Below are 19,764 nucleotides of genomic sequence, written 5' to 3' on the forward strand. Positions count from 1 at the left end.
ACTCAGGGGAGCCGCCTTTCCGGGCGGCTCCTTTGCTTCTTTGGGGGGCCCGATGATCCGGGTGAATGACGAGATCGCCATCGCCGAATGGGAGCTGACGGAGACCTTCGTCCGCGCCTCCGGGCCCGGCGGGCAGAACGTCAACAAGGTCTCCACCGCGGTCGAGCTGCGCTTCGAGGCGGAGCGCTCGCCCCATCTGCCCGGCCCCGTGAAGGCGCGGCTGAGGCGGCTCGCCGGCTGGCGCTGGACCTCGGAGGGCGCGCTGATCGTCACCGCCTCCGAGCACCGGACGCAGGGGCGGAACCGGGAGGCGGCGCTGGAGAAGCTGGTGGCGCTGATCGCCGAGGCGGCGGTCCGCCCGAAGCCGCGGGTGAAGACGCGGCCCACCCTCGCCTCCAAGCGGCGGCGGCTTGAGGGCAAGGCGCGGCGCGGCGCCGTCAAGACGCTGCGCGGGGCGCCGGAGGCGGAATAGGCCTGAGGCCGCCGGGTCAGTCGCCCCCACGCGGCCCAACGGGGCCGGCGGGCGAGCCTCACGGTCAGAGCGGTTGCAGATAGATCGTCGGTGCGGGGAACAGCGCCGGGTTCTGGCTGCGGATCACCTGCGCCGTGCGGTGGGGCCTGTCGCGCGGCCTTGTGTCGAGATAGTGCTGCGTGACCAGCGGCCGGAACCCTTCCGCCCGGATCCAGTAGTGGATATGCGGCGGGCGCGGCCAGTATTCCTTCGGGAACAGGGACATCACGCTGAAGCGGCCCTCGGCGTCGGCGATGACCGTTCCGCGCATGTCGATGTCGCCGTCTGCGAAGTCGCCATAGTCTCCGTTCTTCTCGGGGTGGTAGCGCCCGGTTCCGTCGGTCTGCCAGATCTCGACGCGGGCGCCCGGGACGGGCTGGTCGGGGGCGGCGGCGTTCATCACCTCTCCGGCGATCCGCATCGCCTCGCCCGGCTTGCCGAACCGGTTGAGGTTGGTCGCCACCGGGACATTGCGGATGTAGAACGGCCCCTCCATGTCGGCCGCCGTGGGGATTTGCGGCTCATCGGCGCCCGCCGCGCCCGCCGAAAGTCCGAACGCCGCGGGAAGCGCCGCGGCGAAGGTCAGGAAACGGCGGCGGGCAGGCAGGCGCGTCTCTTCGGTCATGCGATCGAACCCCGTGTTGCGTGCGCCCGACGGGCGCGCGGCCTGGTCGGCGGGAGATGGGAGCGGCGAACATGCGCTTCAAGTTCGGCGAGTCGAGGCTGTCATCAAGTTGATCAAGCGGCTTGCGGCTTTCCTGCGCTCGTTTCGGCTCGTCCTTCTTGAGGGGGCGATTGGCGGCCTCGCCTTCAGGCTTGGTCATGGCGGCGTTCGGCGCATCAACGCGCATCGGGCGACCCGCCCCTGCTGCCCCTCTCCGGAGAGCCGGTGACCGGAGCGGGCGCGCGCGGCTGGCCGATCGCTCCGGAGGCGATCTCCCCCAGCCCCGTCTCCCAGACGAGCGGCGGGCCGGCCTTGCCCGGCGCCCGTTCGAAGCGCCAGCGGGGCGGGCCGCCGCGCGCCGGCAGGGGCGCGCAGCGCCAGCGGCTCTCCACCGCGCCGGAACTCCCCGCCTCGGGCGGGAGGAGGAGGCAGAGCGGGTTCCCGCCCGCCTCCGCCGCCAGTTGCAGCCGGCGGAGCGGGGTGAGGCCCGGCGGCGCCTCCGGCTCCGCGACCACCAGCGGCGCGGCGCCCGAGCGCAGCGCCTCCTCCGCCGCCCAGAGGATGTCCGCCCCCCGCGCCGGCGCGGCGAGGACGAGGCGCGACGGGTCGAAGAACGGCAGCAGTCCCTCCGGATGCAACGAATCGCGCCGCCAGCCGGGGCGGATCCAGAGCACGGGGCCCGAGAGCCGCCCCGCGGTCAGCGCGGCGAAGATCGCGGCCGCCGGCCCCGTCGCCTCATGCGCGCGCCCGAGGGCGAGGTGCGGCGCAAGACCGGGCGCCCCCGGCCCGAGCGGGAGGAGCGGGCGCAGGGCAGGGGCGAATCCGCGTGATATGTTCATTATATGTTCTTATCAAAACCCCGCTCCCCCCGCGAGCGACAAGCCGCCGCGCCGAAAAGGGCGTCATAATTGCGTCGCAATATGATCAAGAAGGCCGCAAACTCGCCCCGGCGCCTCCATTCGGTCATTTGTTAACCAGATTCCGATTTACAGCGCTCCGCAGCCGGTGTTCTGTGCCGCACTGCAACGCGCGCAATCGGGGGGTCGCCATGCCGGAGCGGAAAACAACCGTCGTCACAGGATCGTCGAGCGGGATCGGGCTCGGCGTCGCCACAGCCTTCGTGGAGGCGGGCTACAACGTCGCGCTCAATGCGCGGAAGCTCACGCCCGAGGTTGAGGAGATCCTCGCCGGGCTGAAGGCGAAGGGCGAGGGCGAGGTGATCTTCGCCGCCGGCGACATGTCTGACCGGGCTCAATGCAAGTCCATGGTTGAGCAGGTGGTGTCCACGCTGGGCGCCGTCGACGTGCTCGTGAACAACGCGGGCGTGCAGTACGTCGCCCCGATCGACGAGTTCCCGGACGAGAAATGGGACCAGATCATCGCGATCAACCTCTCCTCCGCCTTCTTCACGACGAAGGCGGCGCTGCCCTCGATGAAGGCGAAGGGCTGGGGGCGCGTCATCAACATGGCCTCCGCGCACGGGCTCGTCGCCTCCGCCTACAAGTCCGCCTATGTCGCCTCCAAGCACGGCATCATGGGCCTGACGAAAGTGACGGCGCTGGAGACGGCGGAGATGGGGATCACCGCCAACACGATCTGCCCCGGCTATGTCTGGACGCCGCTCGTCGCCAAGCAGATCCCCGAGCAGGCGAAGGCGCATGGCATGTCGGAGGATCAGGTCGTGCGCGACGTGCTCCTCTCCAACCAGCCGAACAAGAAGTTCGCGACGGTGGAGGAGATCGGCTCCATCGCCGTCTTCCTCGCCTCTGACGGCGCGGCCTCCATCACGGGGGCGACGATTTCGGTGGATGGCGGATGGACGGCGCGTTGAGCGCGGCGCCCGCGCAACCGAAGCGCGCCGCGAAGCCGGTCAAGAAGCCGCTCTCGCTGGCCTTGCAGGGCGGGGGCAGCCACGGCGCCTTCGCCTGGGGCGTGCTGGACCGGATCTTCGAGGCGGACGTCTTCGACGTGAAGGCCATCGTCGGCACCTCCGCCGGCGCGATGAACGCCTCCGTCGCGGCCTACGGCCTCGCCAAGGGCGGGCCGGCCGGCGCGCGGGAGGCGCTCTCGGCCTTCTGGGGCCGGATTTCGGACGCCGCCAAGTCGAGCCCGATGCAGCCCACATGGCTCGACCGGATGATGGGCGTCGGCAATGTCGAATACTCGCCGGCCTTCATGATGATGGACGTGATGAGCCGCTTCGCCTCGCCCTACCAGCTCAACCCGATGAACGTGAACCCGCTGCGCGACGTGCTGGCGGCGAGCATCGATTTCGACTGGATGCATGAAGAAAAGGCGGTGAAGCTCTTCATCTGCGCCTCCAACGTGATGACGGGGAAAATCCGCGTCTTCACGGAGAAGGACCTCTCGATCGACGCGGTGCTCGCCTCCGCCTGCCTCCCCTTCATGTTCCAGGCGGTGGAAATCGACGGCGAGCACTACTGGGACGGCGGCTATATGGGCAACCCGCCGCTCTACCCGCTGATCTACGAGGGCGGCTGCCCGGACATCCTCATCGTCCAGCTCAACCCCATCGTCATCGACGAGCTGCCGAAGACGAGCCAGCAGATCATGGACCGGATCAACACGCTCTCCTTCAACTCCTCGCTGATGCGGGAGATGCGGGTGATCTCCTTCGTCTCCAAGCTGATCGACAAGGGCTTCGATGATGACGGCAAGCTGAAGCGGGTCTTCATCCACACCGTGGACGGGCAGGAGAGCCTGAAGGGCTTCGGCGTCTCCTCCAAGCTGAATGCGGACAAGGCTTTCCTGACCCATCTCTTCGAGGCGGGCCGGCGAGAGGGCGAGGCCTTCATCGCCGCGCATCTCGATGATGTGGGCGTCCGCTCCTCCACCGATATCGATACGAAATTCCTCTGACCGGCAGGCGCCCATGAACAAGGCCGAAATTCTCGCCCTCCCCTCCATGCCCGCGGCGGGCCCGAGCTATCCGCGCGGGCCCTACCGGTTCGTGAACCGGGAATACATGATCATCATCTACGAGAGCGACCCGGACGCGATCCGCGCCGCGGTGCCGGAGCCGCTGGAGCCGGACCCGTCGAACCAGGTTTTCTACGAATGGATCAAGATGCCGGATTCCTCCGGCTTCGGCGACTATACGGAATCCGGCGTCGTCATCCCCTGCAAGTTCAACGGCGAGGCCTGCAATTTCGTCGCCCAGATGTATCTGGACGACGATCCGCCCATCGCCGCGGGCCGCGAGATCTGGGGCTTCCCGAAGAAATACGCCCATCCGAAGATGGAGGTGGTGGAGGATACGCTGACAGGGCGCCTCTCCTACGCGGGCGTTGAGGTCGCGGTTGGCACGATGGGCTACAAGTTCGAAAGCCATGTGCGGAACCCGGAACGCTCCGCCGCCGCGCTCGCCAAGACTCAGTACAACCTGAAGCTCATCCCGGGCGTGGACGGAAAGCCGGCCATCGCGCAGCTGGTGAAGTACAATCTCACGGAGATCACGGTGAAGGGCTCCTGGTCCTCCCCCGCGCGGCTCCATCTCGTGCCGCATGTGAACGCGCCGGTTGCGGACCTTCCGGTGCGGAAGATCGTGACGGGCCGGCACATCATCGCCGACCTGACGCTGCCCTATGGCGAAGTGGCGGTGGACTATCTGAAGTAGGCGGAGGGGCGGGCGGCTTTCCTTTCGCAGGGCTCCGGGATAGACGGCGCCATGCCCGAAAGCGACGCCGCCCGCCCCGTCATCCGCCTCCGCCCCAACCGGGGGCGCCGCTTCTTCGAAGGGGCGCCCTGGCTCTACGACGACGAGATCGTGACGGACCGGCGCACGAAGGCGCTGGCGCCCGGAACGATCGCCACGCTGGAAAGCGCGGAGCGCGCGCCTCTCGCCACCGTCACCGTCAATCCGGGCTCGACGATCATGGCGCGGGTGCTCGACGCCGACCCCGAGGCGGAGATCGGCCCGGACTGGCTGCGCCGCCGCCTCGCCGCCGCGCTCGCGCATCGCGAGCGGCTCTACCCCGATCCCTATTACCGGCTTGTCCACGCCGAAGGGGACGGATTGCCCGGCCTCGTGATCGACCGCTTCGGCGCCGCCGCCGCCGTCCAGCCGAACGCGGCCTGGGCGGAGGCCATGCGCGGCGAGATCTGCGACGCGCTGGCCGCGGTCGCCGGCGTCACCACCATCGTGGTCAACGGCGCGGGGCGCGCGCGCGCGCTCGAAGGGCTGGAGGCGGAGGTCTTCGTCGAGCGGGGCGACGTGGCGGGGCCCCGGCCCGTGCCGATGAACGGCGCCTTCTACCTCGCGGACCTGCTCGGCGGGCAGAAGACCGGGCTCTTCTACGACCAGCGGCCGAACCACGCCTTCGTCGCCGCGCTTTCCGCCGGGGCGGAGGTGCTCGACGTCTTCTCCCATGTCGGCGGCTTCGCGCTCGCCTGCCTTGCGCGCGGGGCGGCGACGGCGCTGGCGGTGGACAGTTCTGCGCCCGCCCTTGCGCTCGCCGAGCAGGGCGCCGCGGCGGGCGGGGCGGCGGACCGCTTCGCGACGCGGCGCGGCCAAGCCTTCGACGTGATGCGCGCGCTGAGGGATGAAGGGCGGAGCTATGACGTCGTCATCTCCGACCCGCCGGCCTTCGCCCCCGCCAAGGCGGCGCTGGAGAAGGGATTGCGGGCTTACGAGACGGCGGCGAAGCTCGCCGCGTCGCTCACCCGGCCGGGCGGCTATCTCTGCCTCTGCTCCTGCTCCCATGCGGCGACGCCGGACCTTTTCCGCTCCGCCTGCGTCGCCGGGATCAGGGCCTCAGGCCGCACGGCGTCGCTCGTTCACGAGGGCCGGGCGGGGCCGGACCATCCGGCGCATTTCGCCCTGCCGGAAACGTCCTATCTGAAAGCGCTGGTCTTCCGGCTCGCATGATCCTCTGTCTCGACGCCTGCGCGCTCTATCCGGTCGCGCTTCGGGAGATGCTCATTGCCTATGCCAAGGCCGGGGGCTTCACGCCCGTCTGGTCCGCACGGGCGGCGGAGGAATGGGCGCGGGCGGCGGGCGCAAAGCAGGGCGAGGCGGCGGAGATGCTGGCGCGGGGGGACGCGGCGCGGATGCGCGCAGCCTTTCCCGATGGCGAGATCGACGCTGCGGGGGACTTCGAAGCCGGATTTGGGGGGCCGGACCCGGCGGACGCCCATGTCGTCGCCGCCGCGCTGGCCGGGGGCGCCGAGGCGATCCTCACCTTCAATCTCAAGGACTTTCCGCCCCGCGCGCTTCGCCCTCTCGGCCTCGTCGCGCTCCATCCGGACGCGTTCCTCGCCGGGGCGTTGAAGCGGGACCCGATGCGCCTCCGCGCCGCGCTGGCGGAGATGGAGCGCGCGGCGGGAGAGCGGGGGATGCGCGCCTTCCTGAAGCGGGCGGGCCTGCCGCGCTTTGGCAGGGCGTGGGAGATCGGCTCCTAGAGCGGCCTTAAGCCGGCGCGAAACCGGCGCATCCGCTCCTGATAATGCAGAGCGGACAGGCGAAGCCGCGCCATCGCGTCCTCGTCCAGCTCCCGCACCGGCTTCGCGGGCGAACCCATGATAAGCCAGCCGTCAGGAAATTCCTTGCCTTCCGTCACCAGCGCATTGGCGCCGACGAGGCAGCGCCTCCCGATCCGTGCGCCGTTCAGCACCGTCGCCCCCATGCCTATCAGCGCCCCCTCGCCGACCGTGCAGCCGTGGAGGATCGCCTTGTGCCCGATCGTACAGCCCGCCCCCACGGTGAGCGGGAAGCCAGGGTCGGTGTGCAGCACTGAGCTTTCCTGCACGTTCGATCCGGGGCCGATGTCGATCAGCTCGTTGTCCCCACGCAGCACCGCGTTGAACCAGATCGATGCTCCGGCGCCGAGCCGGACATTCCCGACCACGGCCGCGCCCGGCGCGATCCAGAAATCTCCGTCCTCCGGCGTCTGTGGCGCGACGCCATCGAGCGCATATAGACCCGTCATGCCTGCCTCCCTTCGAATTCCTCGCCGAGGCGCCGCACGAGGCCGGTGAGGCCCGGCCGCCGCATCCGGCGCAGCCGCTCCGCTTTCAGGATCGCGAAGACCTCCGCCGCGCAATCGTCGATATCCTCGTTCACGAGGACGTAATCATAGGCATCCCAGTGGCTGATCTCGCTCAGGGATTTCTCCATGCGCCCCGCGATCACTTCCGCGCTGTCCTGCCCGCGGGCGCGGAGGCGGGCCTCGAGCGCGGCGATGGAGGGCGGCAGGATGAAGACGGAGACGGCGGCGTCGCGCAGCGGCGAGTTCGCGATCTGCTGCGCGCCCTGCCAGTCCACGTCGAAGATCACGTCGCGCCCGGCGGAAATCGCCGCCTCGACGGGCGCGCGCGGCGTGCCGTAGCGGTTGCCGAAGACGGTGGCGTGTTCGAGGAGGTCGCCCGCCGCCACCATCTCCGCGAAGCGCTCCGCGCTGACGAAATGATAATCCGCCCCGTCCCTCTCCCCCGGCCGCGGCGGTCGCGTCGTGGCCGAAATGGAAAACCCGAGGTCGGGCTCCGCCGCGAGGAGCCGGCGGGAGATCGTGCTCTTCCCCGCCCCAGAGGGCGAGGAAAGGATGAAGAGGAGCCCGCGGCGCTGGAGATCCATGCTCATTCGACGTTCTGCGCCTGCTCGCGGAGCTGGTCGATCACCACCTTGAGGTCGAGCCCGATGGCGGTGAGAGCCGCGCTCCCGGCCTTCGAACAGAGCGTGTTCGCTTCGCGGTTGAATTCCTGCGTCAGGAAATCGAGCTTCCGCCCGACCGGCCCCTTCGCGGAGAGGAGCGCGCGGGCGGCATCGACATGGCCGCGGAGCCGGTCCAGCTCCTCCCGCACGTCGGCCTTCACGGCAAGGAGGGCGAGTTCCTGCGCCAGACGCTCCGGCGCGGGCTCCGCTCCCGCCTCCTGCAGCCTCGACACCCGTTCGGCAAGCCGTGCCGGCGCGCCCGCCTCCTGCTCGGCGAAGGCCGCCTCCGCCGCGTCGGTCAGGGCGGCGATGCGGTCGATCTGCCCCGCGAGTGTCGCTGCCAGGCGCCCGCCTTCCTCCGCCCGCGCCGCGTCGAGCGCGGAGAGGAGCCGGTCTAAAGCGGCGCGGAAGGCGGGGGCGGCCGTCTCGTCCGGCGCCGCGGCGCCCGCCTCCATGACGCCGCGAAGGGAGAGGATCTCCCCGAGGCTCGCCGGCTGAAGGTCCAGCCCGGCTGCCGCAGCGCGCGCCTCAACGACTTTCGCCGCCGCGATGGCGGTGTCGAGCGCGGCGAGGTTGAGCGCGGGCGCGCCCGTCTCGCCCGCCTCGTCCGGCCTGAGCGCGACGGAGACGGAGCCGCGGGCGAGGCGCTTCGCCGCCGCGGCGCGAAATTCCGGCTCCAGCGATTCGGTCCCCTCGGCGAGGCGCAAGCGCAGCTCCAGCCCTCGCCCGTTGACGCTGCGGGCCTCGAAGCGCCAGCGCCGCCCCCCGGCCTCGAACGCCTCTGCGGCGAATCCCGTCATCGACCGCATAGAGCCACCCTCCCGATTCCGGGCGCAGGTTATGGCGGAGGCGCGCCCACGCCAAGGGCGGCGCGGCGCCCCCTTTCGGATGGCACGGCATTTGCGAGGCATTGTTCGCAAAATCCCCGAAAACCGGGGCCCTGGCGAGACGGAAGAGGAAAAAGAACATGGACATCAGCGGCGGCGGCAATCACTCTGAGGGCCTGTGTTCCGAAACGAAGCGGCATCGCGGGAAACCGAGGGTCGAAATGAAACATCCGGGGTCGGAAGCGCTCTATCATTTCTGGTCCGCGCTCCGCGCCGGCCGCTCTGCGCCATACAAGGCGGAGGTCACGGCGCAGGGCCTGGGGCGGACCCTCTCGGCCCATGTCTTCATGCTCGAGGCGCTCACGGGCGGCGAGCTGCGCTTCCGTCTCGGCGGCTCCGCGCTCCACGATCTCTTCGGCATGGAGCTTCGGGGCATGAGCGCGCTGTCCGTCATGGAGGGTGAGAGCCGGGCCCGGTTCGCCGACCTTGCGCAGGAAGTGCTCGCCTCCGGCGTCGTCGGCGTCCTTTCCGGCGAAGCCGTAGCCGCCGGCGGCGAGGCGGTCGGCATCGAGATTGTCCTCGCCCCGCTTCGCAGCGATTTCGGCCGGATGGACCGACTGCTCGGCGCGATCCACACGCTCGACGGCGCGCGCGAGGTGGCGCCCGTAGCGCGGCGTTGCCGTCTTTCCGATGGCTCGATCCGCGGCCTCGCCGCGATGGAGGGGCCGGCGGCGGCCCTGCCGGGCTTCGCCGAGGCGCCGGCCGGCTTCGCCGGCAAGAAGCCTGAACTCCGAGTCGCCGGCGGCGCCTCCAGCCCCGCTCCCCGCCGCGGCGTGCGGCGGCGCGACCATCTGCGGGTGGTGAAGGGCTGAAGCCTCAGTCGCCCATTGCGCCGGCGAGGGCGCCGGCAAGGTCGCCATAGCCGGTGAAGCGGCGCCGGTATTCGAGCCCGAGCCGCCGCGCCGCCTCCTCCGCCTTCGCGTCGAGCGCGGGGTCGTCGGTCTGCGCCAGATAGATCAGCGCCTCGTAATTGCCGAAGAGCATGTCCCGCAGCTGCGGATGCCGGTCCAGCCCCATCGGCCGCCAGACGAAGGCGTCGAACTGGCGGACGAGGAAATCGGTGAGGTAGAAGGCGCGCATCTCCTCGTCGCCCCGTGCGGCGAAGGCCTGGTTCCCGTCGAAAAAGCTGTAGCAATGGGGGCCGGCGATCCGCTCGACGCCCTCCTCCTCGCACATCCGGTCCAGCATCCCGCCGGTGCCGCAATCGGCGTAGAGGACATAGATGCGCCGATGCCCGCCCGCCCTCCCCTTCGCGACCGCCTCGCGCACCGCGCCGGGGATCTTCTCGGGAAAGAGATGCAGCTTCGCGGGCAGGCAGACGAGATCGAGATGCGCCCAGCCGTTGAGCCGCTTGAGCGCCAGAACCTCATGAGCGAGCGCGCCGCACGCTATGACGAGGAGCCGGCCCTCGCCGGCCGGCTCCGAAAGATCGAGCCCGGTTTCGGTCAGCGCCCTGTCGCTGACCGGCGCCGTCAAGCCAGGGCCCGATTATGCTTTCGCGCGACGAGGCTCTTCGCCGTCTCCACCGCGACCGCGGCGTCCCGGCAATAGGCGTCGGCGCCGATGGCCTTGCCGAATTCCTCGTTGAGCGGCGCGCCGCCGACGAGGATGATGAAGTCCTCCCGCATCCCCTTCTCCACCAGTGTGTCGATCACGACCTTCATGTAGGGCATGGTCGTGGTGAGGAGGGCGGACATGCCGAGAATGTCCGGCTTCTCCCGCTCAAGCGCCTCGAGATATTTCTCGACGGCGTTGTTGATTCCGAGATCGGTGACCTCGAACCCGGCGCCTTCCATCATCATGGCGACGAGATTCTTGCCGATGTCGTGGATGTCGCCCTTCACCGTGCCGATCACCATGCGGCCAAGCCTGGGCGCGCCCGTCTCGATCAGCAGCGGCTTCAGGATCGCCATGCCGCCCTTCATCGCGTTGGCGGCGAGCAGCACCTCGGGCACGAAGAGAATCCCGTCGCGGAAGTCGATGCCGACGATCCGCATCCCCTCCACCAGCGCCTTGGTGAGGATGTCATAGGGCGTCCAGCCGCGTTCGAGGAGGATGTGGACCGATTCCTCGATCTCCTCCTTCAGACCGTCATAGAGATCGTCATGCATCTGCTGCACGAGCTCGTCGTCGTCGAGTTCGGAGAGGATGATCTCTTCATCGTCGTCTGCGGCCATGTCTCGCCCCTTCGGCTCCGGGCGGCGCGCCCGATATCCAGCCTCAATCTACGGATATGATGCGCTTCGCGCAGCGAATGGCGACTTCGCGATGCGACAAAACGACAGATGGCTCAGCCGCGCCGCCTCCGGCCCTCGCGCTTCGGCGGCGCGCCTGCCGAACCGTCGTCGGCGGATGTGAAGGCGCCGAGCTTCGCCTCGACCTCTTCAAGGCTGGGCCGCCGCCCGCCCGGCGGCGTCGTCTCCAGCGCGCGGCGCATGGCGGCGATGTGCTCCGGCTTCGAGCCGCAGCAGCCGCCGATGATCCGCGCGCCCGAATCGCGGGCGAGAAGCGCGTAGTCCGCCATCAGCTCCGGCGTGCCGGAATAGACGATCTTGCCGTCCTGGTAGGAGGGGATGCCGGCGTTCGCCTTCGCGATCAGCACCGCGTCCGGCGCTGCGGCGGAGAGGCCGAGCAGCGTCCGCACGAGGTCCGAGGCGCCGGTGCCGCAATTGGCGCCGAAGGCGATCGGGGCCTTCGGGAGCATCGGGGCGATCCCGGCATAGCCCGGCGGGGTGACGCCCATCATGGTGCGCCCCGCCGTATCGAAGCTCATCGTGCCGCAGAAGGGCGCGCCGAGCCGCGCCGCCGCCTCCGCCGCCGCGCGCATCTCCTCTTCCGAAGAGATCGTCTCGGCCCAGAGCACGTCCGCCCCGCCGTCGAGGAGGCCGCGCGCCTGCTCCTCGAACATCTCCACGGCCGCCTCATGCGTCAGCGGCCCGACCGGCTCCAGAAGCTCGCCTGTCGGCCCCATGGAGCCCGCGATGATGACCGGCCTTCCCGCCCGATCCGCCTCCGCCCGCGCCAGCTCAGCCGCGCGGCGGTTGAGCTCATAGGCCCGGTCCTGATGGTTGTGGAGCTTCAGCCGCGCGCGCGTGCCGCCGAAGGAATTGGTCAGGATCAGGTCCGATCCCGCCTCGATGAAGCTGCGATAAAGCGCGCTGATCCGCTCCGGATGGTCGACGTTCCAGAGCTCGGGAGGCTCCCCGGCCTCCAGCCCCATCGCGAAAAGATTCGTCCCCGTCGCGCCGTCGGCCATGAGCCAGGGGCGGATTTCGAGGAGTTTCGAGAGGGCGTCGGTCATGGTCGTCTCGCTTTGTTGCGGTGCGAGACAATAGGCGCATCGGCGCGGGATGCAAAGGGGGCCGCTCAGTGCGGCCCCCGATACGCCGTCAGACCACGCCGAAGGCCAGCATCGCGTCGGCGACCTTCTTGAAGCCGGCGACGTTGGCGCCCTTCACATAGTCCACATGGCCGTCCGGCTCGGAGCCGTGGCGGACGCAGGCGTCGTGGATGTCGTCCATGATCTTCCGGAGCGCGAGCCGCAGGTCCTCCTCCGTCCGATGCAGCCGCGCGGAGTTCTGGCTCATCTCGAGGCCGGACATGCCGACGCCGCCGGCGTTGGATGCCTTGCCCGGGGCGTAGAGGATGCGCGCCTCGTGGAAGGCGGCGATGGCCTTCATGTCGCAAGGCATGTTCGCGCCTTCCGAGACCGCCTTGCAGCCGTTCTTCAGGAGCGTCTTCGCGTCGTCCCCCAGAAGTTCGTTCTGCGTGGCGCAGGGCAGGGCCGCGTCGCAGGGCACGCCCCAGGGGGTCTTGCCCTCGTGATACTCGCCGCCAAATTCGGCGACATAGGCGGAGATGCGGGCGCCGCGCTGCTTCTTGTGCTCCTTGACCCAGTCGATCTTCTCCTGGGTGAACCCGTCCGGGTCGAAGATGAAGCCCCCGGAATCAGAGAGCGTCACCGGCTTGCCGCCGCGATGGAGAATCTTCTCCGCCGCATGGGTCGCCACGTTGCCGGAGCCGGAGATGACCGCCGTCTTCCCCTCGATCTCCTGCCCGATATGGTGGAGCATGTTCTCGAGGAAATAGACCGCCCCATAGCCCGTCGCCTCAGGCCGCATCAGCGAGCCGCCATATTCGAGGCCCTTGCCGGTCAGCACCCCCTCGAAACTGTTCGTGATGCGCTTGAACTGGCCGAACATGTAGCCGATTTCCTTGCCGCCCACGCCGATGTCGCCGGCCGGCACGTCGATGTTCGCGCCAACATGGCGATAGAGCTCGGTCATGAAGCTCTGGCAGAAGCGCATGATCTCATGCTGGCTCTTGCCCTTCGGGTCGAAGTCCGCGCCACCCTTGCCGCCGCCCATCGGCAGGCCCGTGAGCGAGTTCTTGAAGGTCTGCTCGAAGCCGAGGAATTTCAGCACGCCCTGGTTCACCGAGGGGTGGAAGCGGATGCCGCCCTTGTAGGGCCCGATCGAGTTGTTGAACTGGACGCGGTAGCCCCGGTTGACCTGCACCTCCCCGTTGTCGTCCGCCCAGGAGACGCGGAAGGAGACGATGCGGTCCGGCTCCGCCATGCGCTCCAGCACCTTTATCTTCTCGTAGACCGGGTTGGCGTTGATGAACGGGATCACCGTTTCGGCGACCTCGTGCACCGCCTGATGGAATTCGGTCTCGCCCGGATTGCGGGCGACGACCCAATCCATGAAGTCGCTCAGATTGACAGCCATAGCGTTTCCCCTGCTTTTCGGCGACCGTTCTCGGCCCGCCCTTGTCATAGCGGGGAAACCGTGCGCCCCGCCGCACGCGCGGGTCAAGCGGGTTCCTGCCTCGGGCGGGCTCCGGCCTGTGCGTTCCTGCACGATAGCCGCCATCCTCCCGCCGTTTCGGGGGCTTGAAGCGGACAAGTTTCGTGATGATTATGAAAACTTAACGATATGCGGGCCTTGTGGAGGCCGCGAGGCGGGATCGGGAGGGGCGGATGGCTCTGACATTTCGGTTGGCGGGGCTCTGCGTCGCCGCTTTTGCGCTGGCCGGATGCGCCGTCCCGCCGCTTGATCCCACGACGGAGTTGAAGGGCGCAGGGCCCGGCGTCGACGGCTGGTCGCTCAACGAGGTGCGCGTCTCGATCCCCGAGGCGATGCCGGTCTCCGAGGATCCGGACATCCGCTATCCGTCGCCGGACACGCTGGTCTGGTGGGGCGATCCGCCGGGCGACCGGAAGGCCCAGGTCGCCGCCCTTCTTGCCGATGCGGCGCGCGAAGGGGCCGCCCCGGCGATGACCGGCGCGCGACCGGTCGATCTCACGATTTCCGTGATCCAGTTCCACGCGATGACGCCGAAGGCGCTGGCCACGGACATCAATCTCGGCGTCCACGAGATGCGCTTCGACCTCGGCGTCCGCGACGCGGCGACGGGAGAGATGCTGGCTTTCGAGTCCGACGTAAGCGCCGACATGCGGGCGCAGAGCGGTCCTGACGCGCTCATCGCCGAAGAGGAGGGGCGGGGGCAAAAGCCGCAGATCCACGCACGCATCCGCGCCGTCATTCGTCGCTGGCTGGGCGGCTGAGATCAGGCGGCGGCGCGCGCCAGCTCCCTCACCCGCGCCACCATCGCCCGGAGCCCGTTCGACCGTTGCGAGGAAAGATGCTGGTCGAGCCCGAGCTCCGCCAGCCGGCCCTCGACATCCGTCGCGACGATCTCGCCCGGCGTCCTGCCGCTCAGCATGAGGCGAAGGACGGCGATCAGGCCGCGCACGATCATCGCGTCGCTGTCTCCCACGAAATGAAGCCGCCGCGCCTGGCCCTCGCCCTCCAGCGACGGCGCGATCCAGACCTGGCTGGCGCACCCGTCCACCTTTGTGAGCGAGGATTTCAGCGTGTCGTCCATCGCCGGCATCTCCCGCCCGAGGTCGATGACATAGCGATAGCGATCCTCCCAATCGTCAAGAAAGGCGAAGGTCTCCGCCACGTCGTCGAAAGTCTCGGCGCTCATCCGCAGTCCTCCCTCCGGGGGCACATAGGCGGCGCGGGCCGGCGCGTCCAGAAGCGGCCTTTGCGCGGCGGAGCCTTTCCGGCTATTCCGGCTTCGTGATGCGGGGCAGGGAGGAACCATGACGCGGATCAGGCTCATCGTCGCGGCGCTCTTCGCCGCCCTCGCGCTTTCGGCCTGCGACATGGGGCCGATCTTCGACCCCGAGAAGGCGGAGGCGGAGCGGCTTGCCGCGCTTCCCGCCAAGGTGGCGGTTGACCGGATCGAGACGCTGGAGCTCGGCCGTCTCTATGACGGCTACGTGCTGACCGCCTTCGGCCTCGCGCCCGGCGCCGGGCATTATCAGCCTGAGCTGCGCATCCGCTATGAAGGGCGCCCGGCGGCGGACGGCTTCTACGAATACGATTTCCTCGTGCGCCCGCCGGCGGATGCGGCGGCGCTCGCCGGCGCGCCCGAATCCGCAAGGCGGATGCGGGCGGACGTGACGATGCCGGTCGCGATGCTGCGCGGCGCGCGGGGCGTTCGCGTCTGGTCCTCCCGCGACTCAATCGAGGGGCGGTTCTAGCGCTCCGCGCCGAGCGCGCCTTCCCAGAAAGCGGCCTCCAGCCGGCATGCCTCCGCGAAGAGCGCTGCGAGCGCCGGCCAGCGCGCCGAATCCTCCGTCGCCGGCCCGATCCGCCGCGCCGCCGCCCGTTCGAGCAGCCGTGCGTCCCGCGCCGCGGCCTCGCCGTAGTCCGGCCCGGCATAGGCGTCGATCCAGGCCGCGAAGCGCCGGTCCGCCGGCCGCGGCCCGGCGGCGAGCTTTCGCCCGATCTCCGCATAGCCGAGCACGCAGGGCGTGAGCGCGACGATGAGGTCGAGCTCGTCCCCCGCCAGCCCCGCATCGATCACGTAACGGGTATAGGCCACCGTCCACGGCGCCTCCCGCCCCCCGGCGAGCGCCGCGCGGTCTATCCCCTCCTCGGCGCAGAGCGCGACATGGAGCTCCAGCTCCGTCTCGACCAGGGCGAGGGAGACGCGCGCCGCCTCCCGCATCGTCTCCGCATCCCCCGCCTTGAAGGCGAGGAGGGACCAGGCGCGCGCAAACTGGACGAGGAAGAGATAATCCTGCCGCAGATAGCGGAGGAAGGCCGCCTCCGGCAGGTCGCCGCGCCCGAGCGCGCGGACGAACTCATGGTCCACATAGGCGTCCCAGTCGGCGCGCGCCTCCTCGCGGAGCCGGGCGAAAAGGGGGGAGCCGAAATCGCTCATCGGTCTGTCTCCATCTGGTGAAAATGGTGGATCGGCCCCACCCCGGAGCCGACGGAGAGCCTTCCCGCCGCCGCGATGGCGGCCGCGACGAAGACCTTCGCCCGCCGCGCCGCCTCTTCCGGCGGCGCGCCCTTCGCGAGCTCGGCGGCGAGGGCGGCTGAAAGGCTGCATCCCGTGCCATGCGTGTTCCGAGTCTCGACGCGCGCGCCCGGCAGCCAGGTCTCGCCCGCAGCGGTCAGCAGGAGATCGGGCGAGGCGGCGCCCTCGAGATGGCCGCCTTTCAGGAGGACGCCTCGCGCGCCGCGCGCACGGAGCGCCGCCGCGACCGCCGGCATCTCTTCCGCGCTCCGGGCCTCCGGCATGCCGGTCAGCGCCGCAGCCTCGGGCAGGTTCGGCGTGACGATGTCCGCGAACGGAAGGAGGCGGCGGCGCAGCGTCTCCGCCGCCTCCGGGTCGAGCAGCCGCGCGCCGCCCTTCGCCACCATCACCGGGTCGAGCACGACATGCGCGGGCCGCCAGCGCGCCAGCGCCTCCGCGACCGCCTCGGCGATTTCCGCCGTCGCGATCATCCCGATCTTTACGGCGTGCACCTCCACATCCGCGAACACCGCGTCGATCTGCTCCGCGACGAAGCCGGGCGGGATGAGGTGAACGCCGGTCACGCCTTGCGTGTTCTGCGCCGTCAGGGCGGTCAGCGCCGCCATCGCATAGCCGCCCGAGGCGGAGATCGCCTTGATGTCGGCCTGTATCCCGGCGCCGCCCGAAGGGTCGGAGCCGGCGATGGAGAGGATGTTGGGGATCATGCGCGCCTCCATGCCTCGATGAGCCCCCGCGCCGCCGTTTCCGGCTCTGGCGAAGCGGCGATGGCGGAGACGACGGCGAGGCCCGCGGCCCCCGCCGCCTTCAACCCCGGCGCATCCGCCGCGACGACCCCGCCGATGACGACGACGGGCCGCCGCGCGAGGCGGATCGTCTCCGCGACGCCTTCGAGGCCGAGCGGCGCGGCCGCATCCCGCTTCGTCGCCGTCGCGCGGAGGGGGCCGGCGCCGAGATAGTCCGCCGCCGGATCGGCGTCCGCCGCATGGGCCGGCGTCTCGACCGAGAGGCCGATCAGCGCCGAAGGGCCGAGCAGCGCCCGCGCCTTCGCCGGGCATTCGTCTCCCTGGCCGAGATGCACGCCCGCGGCGCCCGAGGCGGCGGCGACGCCGATCCGGTCATTGACGATCAGCGGCGCGCCGAGGGGCGCAAGCGCGGCGACGAGCGCGCGCGCCGCCTCCGCCAGCGCCATGTCCCCGCTCCGCTTGTCGCGAAGCTGGACGATCCCGGCCCCGCCCCTCGCGGCGGCGAGCGCCGTCTCGATCAGGCCGCCGGGCGCGTCCGGGTCAGTGACATACATCAGGGTGTAGTCCGGCGCGGGCCTCATGCCGGCTCCACCTTCGCCAAGCGGTCGAGCGCGGCGCCGTCCAGCGCGAAAAGCGCGTCAGGGAAGCGCTGCGCGAAATCGCCCGGCCCCGCCGCCGCCGCCGCCGCTCGCTCCCCTGCGACGCCATAATAGGCGAGCGCGGCGGCCGCGGCTTCGAGCCGGTCGCCTTCGCCCGCGAGGAAGGCGGCGACCACCCCGGTCAAGGCGCAGCCGATCGCCGTGACGCGGGTCATCACCGCATCGCCGTTCGCGATCCGGAAGGCGCGCGCCCCGTCCGTCACGAAATCCACCGGGCCGGTCACGGCGACGATCCCGCCCGTCAGGCGCGCCAGCGCCCGCGCCGCGTCCTCCGCCGCCGCAACATCGTCACCCGCCTCAACGCCGCGCCCGGCCCCGCCCGCGCCGGCGAGGGCGAGTATCTCGGAGGCGTTGCCCTTCACTGCGTCCGGCTTGAGCGCGACAAGGCGGGCGGAGACCTCGCGGCGATAGGCGGTCGCGCCCGCCGCCACAGGGTCGAGAACCCATGGGCGGCCGGCGCCCCGCGCCGCGCCCGCAGCCTCCGCCATCGCCGCCGTCCATTCGGGCGAAAGCGTGCCTATGTTGACGGTGAGCGCGGAGGCGATGCGGGCGAACTCCGCCGCCTCCTCGCGTGCATGGATCATCGCCGGCGCGGCCCCGGCGGCGAGCAGGATGTCCGCCATTCGCTGCATCGCCACATAATTCGTGATGTTGTGGACGAGCGGGCCCGCGCGCCGCATCGCCTCCAGCCTCTTTCCGATCTCCATCGTCCCTCCTTTGGCGGAGGGGGGCGGCGGATGCGCGGGCGAGGAGAGCCGGCGGTCGCCGCGACTTCCTCCGCCGGCATGATCCGGTTCAGGTTCAAAGGGTGCTTCTCAGCCCGGTCGCCCGGACGCCCCTGTCGCGATGTCTTCGTGACACGCCGCGCCCGGCGGCGCAACCCGTGCGATCAACGGTCGAGCGAGACGATCTTCACCCCGCGCGGCCCGGCGGAGAGCGCGATCTCCCCCCGCTTCAGCCGCAGCGCGTCCTCCCCGAATGCCTCGCGCCGCCAGCCTTCGAGCGCCTTCACCTCCGGCTCCTCCGCATGGGCGAGTTCGTCCAGCTCGGCGGAGGAGGCGATGAGACGCTGCGCGACGCCGAGATCGTCCGCCTTCGCCTTCAGAAGGACGCGCAGGAGCTCCGCCAGCGCCTGCCCGCCCGGTTTCTGCTTCGGCCGGTCCGGCGCGGGGGGGAGGCGAAGCGGCTGCGCCTGCCCGGCGGCGACGGCTTCGAGGATCTGGTCGAGGATCTCGGGCCGCCGCCCTTCCCGCTGGAGCGCGCGGGATTCGAGCAGCTTGTCCCGCGTCGTCGGGCGGCTCGCCGCAATTTCGAGGATCGCCTCGTCCTTCAGGATGCGCCCCCGCGGCTGGTCCCGCTCCTGCGCCAGCCGCTCCCGCCATTCGGCGAGCGCGCGAACGACGCCGAGAAAGCGCGCGTCGGTAGAGCGGGTCTTGATTCGCTCCCAGGCGGCCTCCGGCTCGGTGACATAGGTCTCCCGCGCCCTGAGCGCCTCCATCTCCGTCGAGACCCAGGCGGTTCGCCCGGTATCCGCAAGTTGCGCGGAAAGCTTCTCATAGATCACCCGCAGGTGCGTCACGTCCCCCGCGGCATAGACCAGCTGCTTTTCCGAAAGCGGCCGGCGCGCCCAGTCGGTGAAGCGGGAGGACTTGTCGAGCGAGGCGCCGGCAAGGCTCCGCACCAGCGTCTCGTAGCCCGCCTGGTCGCCATAGCCGCAGACCATCGCCGCGATCTGCGTGTCGAAGATCGGGGCCGGCACCTCGCCCATGAGGTTGACGAAGATCTCGATGTCCTGCCGCGCGGCGTGAAAGACCTTGAGCACTCCCGGGTTCCGCATCAGGTCGAAGAGCGGAGCGAGGTCGAGCCCTGCGAGCGGGTCGATCAGCGCGGCGTTCTCGGCCCCGTCCGCGTCGAGTGGCCGCGCGATCTGCACGAGGCAAAGCTGCGGCCAGTAGGTCCGCTCGCGCATGAACTCCGTGTCGATCGTCACATAGTCGGTCCCGGCCATCTCCCCGCAGAGCGAGTCGAGCTCGCCCTGTTCAACGATCATCCGATAGTCGCCCGCCATTGTCCGCCTTTTGGTCACGGTTCAGTCATTTTTACCTGTATCCTGAGGATCATGGATTGTATATGCGGTGTGTGGGGGGGGTGGCGTGGGGCCGAAGGACTTCCTCAACATGTGGTGGTCATAAGCGGGCCTATGGCGGCTGCGCAGCGTGCGTCCTGTGTGGCGCAGCTTCGTTGGCTTGGGTGGAAGAATGGCGCAGTACGGGACTGGTCATAAGGCTG

General features: G+C 70.0%; 24 protein-coding genes and 1 riboswitch. Of the genes, 9 read left to right on the forward strand and 15 right to left on the reverse strand.

The features are described 5' to 3' along the window. Positions 1–52: 52 nt before the first annotated feature. A complete protein-coding gene (gene arfB, locus ACE37J_RS09960) occupies positions 53–472 on the forward strand; it encodes an alternative ribosome rescue aminoacyl-tRNA hydrolase ArfB (RefSeq protein ID WP_409710855.1) in 420 nt (139 codons plus the stop codon). Between the two features lie 64 nt (positions 473–536). On the opposite strand, the gene ACE37J_RS09965 is transcribed toward arfB, so the two are convergent. Together ACE37J_RS09965 and ACE37J_RS09970 are read right to left on the reverse strand one after the other, a co-directional pair. Then, positions 537–1,136: a hypothetical protein gene (locus ACE37J_RS09965; RefSeq protein WP_409710857.1), complete on the reverse strand. Its 600-nt coding sequence runs from the start codon at positions 1,134–1,136 to the stop codon at positions 537–539. A 215-nt stretch (positions 1,137–1,351) separates the two neighbouring features. Further along, on the reverse strand, positions 1,352–2,014 hold the full coding sequence (locus ACE37J_RS09970) for an ImuA family protein (protein ID WP_409710859.1): 663 nt from the start codon (positions 2,012–2,014) through the stop codon (positions 1,352–1,354). 209 nt (positions 2,015–2,223) lie between these two features. On the opposite strand from ACE37J_RS09970, the gene ACE37J_RS09975 reads away from it, so the two are divergent. The 5 genes from ACE37J_RS09975 to ACE37J_RS09995 are packed head-to-tail and all read left to right on the forward strand — an operon-like array spanning position 2,224 to position 6,596. Further along, positions 2,224–3,006 carry a 3-hydroxybutyrate dehydrogenase gene (locus ACE37J_RS09975; protein ID WP_409710861.1) on the forward strand — a complete coding sequence of 261 codons (783 nt, stop codon included), beginning with the start codon at positions 2,224–2,226 and terminating at the stop codon, positions 3,004–3,006. Further along, positions 3,003–4,055 (forward strand): patatin-like phospholipase family protein, encoded by a 1,053-nt coding sequence (locus ACE37J_RS09980; RefSeq protein ID WP_409710863.1) that lies wholly within the window; start codon positions 3,003–3,005, stop codon positions 4,053–4,055. Before ACE37J_RS09975 ends, ACE37J_RS09980 begins: the two co-directional genes overlap by 4 nt. 13 nt (positions 4,056–4,068) lie before the next feature. After that, positions 4,069–4,812: an acetoacetate decarboxylase gene (locus tag ACE37J_RS09985; protein WP_409710865.1), complete on the forward strand. Its 744-nt coding sequence runs from the start codon at positions 4,069–4,071 to the stop codon at positions 4,810–4,812. A 51-nt stretch (positions 4,813–4,863) separates the two neighbouring features. Beyond that, positions 4,864–6,063 carry an RSP_2647 family RNA methyltransferase gene (locus tag ACE37J_RS09990; protein WP_409710867.1) on the forward strand — a complete coding sequence of 400 codons (1,200 nt, stop codon included), beginning with the start codon at positions 4,864–4,866 and terminating at the stop codon, positions 6,061–6,063. Further along, entirely contained in the window at positions 6,060–6,596 is a 537-nt protein-coding gene (locus tag ACE37J_RS09995) for an RSP_2648 family PIN domain-containing protein (protein ID WP_409710869.1), read from the forward strand. The genes ACE37J_RS09990 and ACE37J_RS09995 overlap by 4 nt, the downstream gene beginning before the upstream one ends. On the opposite strand, the gene ACE37J_RS10000 is transcribed toward ACE37J_RS09995, so the two are convergent. The 3 genes from ACE37J_RS10000 to ACE37J_RS10010 are packed head-to-tail and all read right to left on the reverse strand — an operon-like array spanning position 6,593 to position 8,645. Further along, a complete protein-coding gene (locus ACE37J_RS10000) occupies positions 6,593–7,123 on the reverse strand; it encodes a gamma carbonic anhydrase family protein (RefSeq protein ID WP_409710871.1) in 531 nt (176 codons plus the stop codon). The two genes, ACE37J_RS09995 and ACE37J_RS10000, sit on opposite strands and share 4 nt — an antisense overlap. Then, positions 7,120–7,767: a guanylate kinase gene (gmk, locus tag ACE37J_RS10005; protein ID WP_409710969.1), complete on the reverse strand. Its 648-nt coding sequence runs from the start codon at positions 7,765–7,767 to the stop codon at positions 7,120–7,122. The genes ACE37J_RS10000 and gmk overlap by 4 nt, the downstream gene beginning before the upstream one ends. Before the next feature lie 2 nt (positions 7,768–7,769). Next, positions 7,770–8,645, reverse strand: a complete 876-nt coding sequence (locus ACE37J_RS10010) for a YicC/YloC family endoribonuclease (RefSeq protein WP_409710873.1) — start codon at positions 8,643–8,645, stop codon at positions 7,770–7,772. Positions 8,646–8,893: 248 nt separating this feature from the next. Between ACE37J_RS10010 and ACE37J_RS10015 the strand changes: the two genes are divergently transcribed. Then, on the forward strand, positions 8,894–9,544 hold the full coding sequence (locus ACE37J_RS10015) for a PAS domain-containing protein (protein ID WP_409710875.1): 651 nt from the start codon (positions 8,894–8,896) through the stop codon (positions 9,542–9,544). A gap of 4 nt (positions 9,545–9,548) precedes the next feature. Here the strand turns inward: ACE37J_RS10015 and ACE37J_RS10020 are convergent, their stop codons facing one another. The 4 genes from ACE37J_RS10020 to gdhA all read right to left on the reverse strand — a co-directional run bounded on the left by ACE37J_RS10020 (position 9,549) and on the right by gdhA (position 13,462). Then, the gene (locus ACE37J_RS10020; protein ID WP_409710877.1) at positions 9,549–10,208 is read right to left on the reverse strand and encodes a DUF1638 domain-containing protein; all 660 of its coding nucleotides are present in this window, start codon (positions 10,206–10,208) and stop codon (positions 9,549–9,551) included. After that, positions 10,205–10,909 carry a corrinoid protein gene (locus ACE37J_RS10025; protein WP_409710879.1) on the reverse strand — a complete coding sequence of 235 codons (705 nt, stop codon included), beginning with the start codon at positions 10,907–10,909 and terminating at the stop codon, positions 10,205–10,207. The genes ACE37J_RS10020 and ACE37J_RS10025 overlap by 4 nt, the downstream gene beginning before the upstream one ends. A gap of 113 nt (positions 10,910–11,022) precedes the next feature. Continuing rightward, positions 11,023–12,033, reverse strand: a complete 1,011-nt coding sequence (gene bmt / locus ACE37J_RS10030) for a betaine--homocysteine S-methyltransferase (protein WP_409710881.1) — start codon at positions 12,031–12,033, stop codon at positions 11,023–11,025. An 88-nt stretch (positions 12,034–12,121) separates the two neighbouring features. Next, complete coding sequence (gene gdhA, locus ACE37J_RS10035; RefSeq protein ID WP_409710883.1) at positions 12,122–13,462, reverse strand: NADP-specific glutamate dehydrogenase; 1,341 nt, start codon at positions 13,460–13,462, stop codon at positions 12,122–12,124. Positions 13,463–13,713: 251 nt separating this feature from the next. Here gdhA and ACE37J_RS10040 point away from each other — a divergent pair, with 251 nt between their 5' ends. Continuing rightward, a complete protein-coding gene (locus ACE37J_RS10040) occupies positions 13,714–14,301 on the forward strand; it encodes a DUF6778 family protein (protein ID WP_409710885.1) in 588 nt (195 codons plus the stop codon). Between the two features lie 2 nt (positions 14,302–14,303). Here the strand turns inward: ACE37J_RS10040 and ACE37J_RS10045 are convergent, their stop codons facing one another. Further along, positions 14,304–14,726, reverse strand: coding sequence for a SufE family protein (locus ACE37J_RS10045; protein ID WP_409710887.1), 423 nt, complete (start codon positions 14,724–14,726; stop codon positions 14,304–14,306). A 118-nt stretch (positions 14,727–14,844) separates the two neighbouring features. On the opposite strand from ACE37J_RS10045, the gene ACE37J_RS10050 reads away from it, so the two are divergent. Further along, positions 14,845–15,288, forward strand: coding sequence for a hypothetical protein (locus tag ACE37J_RS10050; RefSeq protein WP_409710889.1), 444 nt, complete (start codon positions 14,845–14,847; stop codon positions 15,286–15,288). Here ACE37J_RS10050 and ACE37J_RS10055 read toward each other — a convergent pair. From ACE37J_RS10055 to rnd, 5 genes are all read right to left on the reverse strand, one after another. After that, positions 15,285–15,974 carry a TenA family protein gene (locus ACE37J_RS10055; protein WP_409710891.1) on the reverse strand — a complete coding sequence of 230 codons (690 nt, stop codon included), beginning with the start codon at positions 15,972–15,974 and terminating at the stop codon, positions 15,285–15,287. The two genes, ACE37J_RS10050 and ACE37J_RS10055, sit on opposite strands and share 4 nt — an antisense overlap. Continuing rightward, complete coding sequence (thiD, locus tag ACE37J_RS10060; protein WP_409710893.1) at positions 15,971–16,777, reverse strand: bifunctional hydroxymethylpyrimidine kinase/phosphomethylpyrimidine kinase; 807 nt, start codon at positions 16,775–16,777, stop codon at positions 15,971–15,973. The genes ACE37J_RS10055 and thiD overlap by 4 nt, the downstream gene beginning before the upstream one ends. After that, positions 16,774–17,397, reverse strand: coding sequence for a thiamine phosphate synthase (thiE, locus tag ACE37J_RS10065; protein WP_409710895.1), 624 nt, complete (start codon positions 17,395–17,397; stop codon positions 16,774–16,776). The genes thiD and thiE overlap by 4 nt, the downstream gene beginning before the upstream one ends. After that, a complete protein-coding gene (gene thiM / locus ACE37J_RS10070; RefSeq protein ID WP_409710897.1) occupies positions 17,394–18,182 on the reverse strand; it encodes a hydroxyethylthiazole kinase in 789 nt (262 codons plus the stop codon). Before thiM ends, thiE begins: the two co-directional genes overlap by 4 nt. A gap of 48 nt (positions 18,183–18,230) precedes the next feature. Beyond that, a riboswitch (TPP riboswitch) is annotated at positions 18,231–18,325 on the reverse strand. Positions 18,326–18,364: 39 nt separating this feature from the next. After that, positions 18,365–19,561: a ribonuclease D gene (gene rnd / locus ACE37J_RS10075; RefSeq protein ID WP_409710899.1), complete on the reverse strand. Its 1,197-nt coding sequence runs from the start codon at positions 19,559–19,561 to the stop codon at positions 18,365–18,367. Positions 19,562–19,764: the final 203 nt, after the last annotated feature.

Origin of the sequence: Pikeienuella sp., assembly GCF_046290545.1 — a bacterium.
GTDB lineage: Bacteria > Pseudomonadota > Alphaproteobacteria > Rhodobacterales > Rhodobacteraceae > Pikeienuella.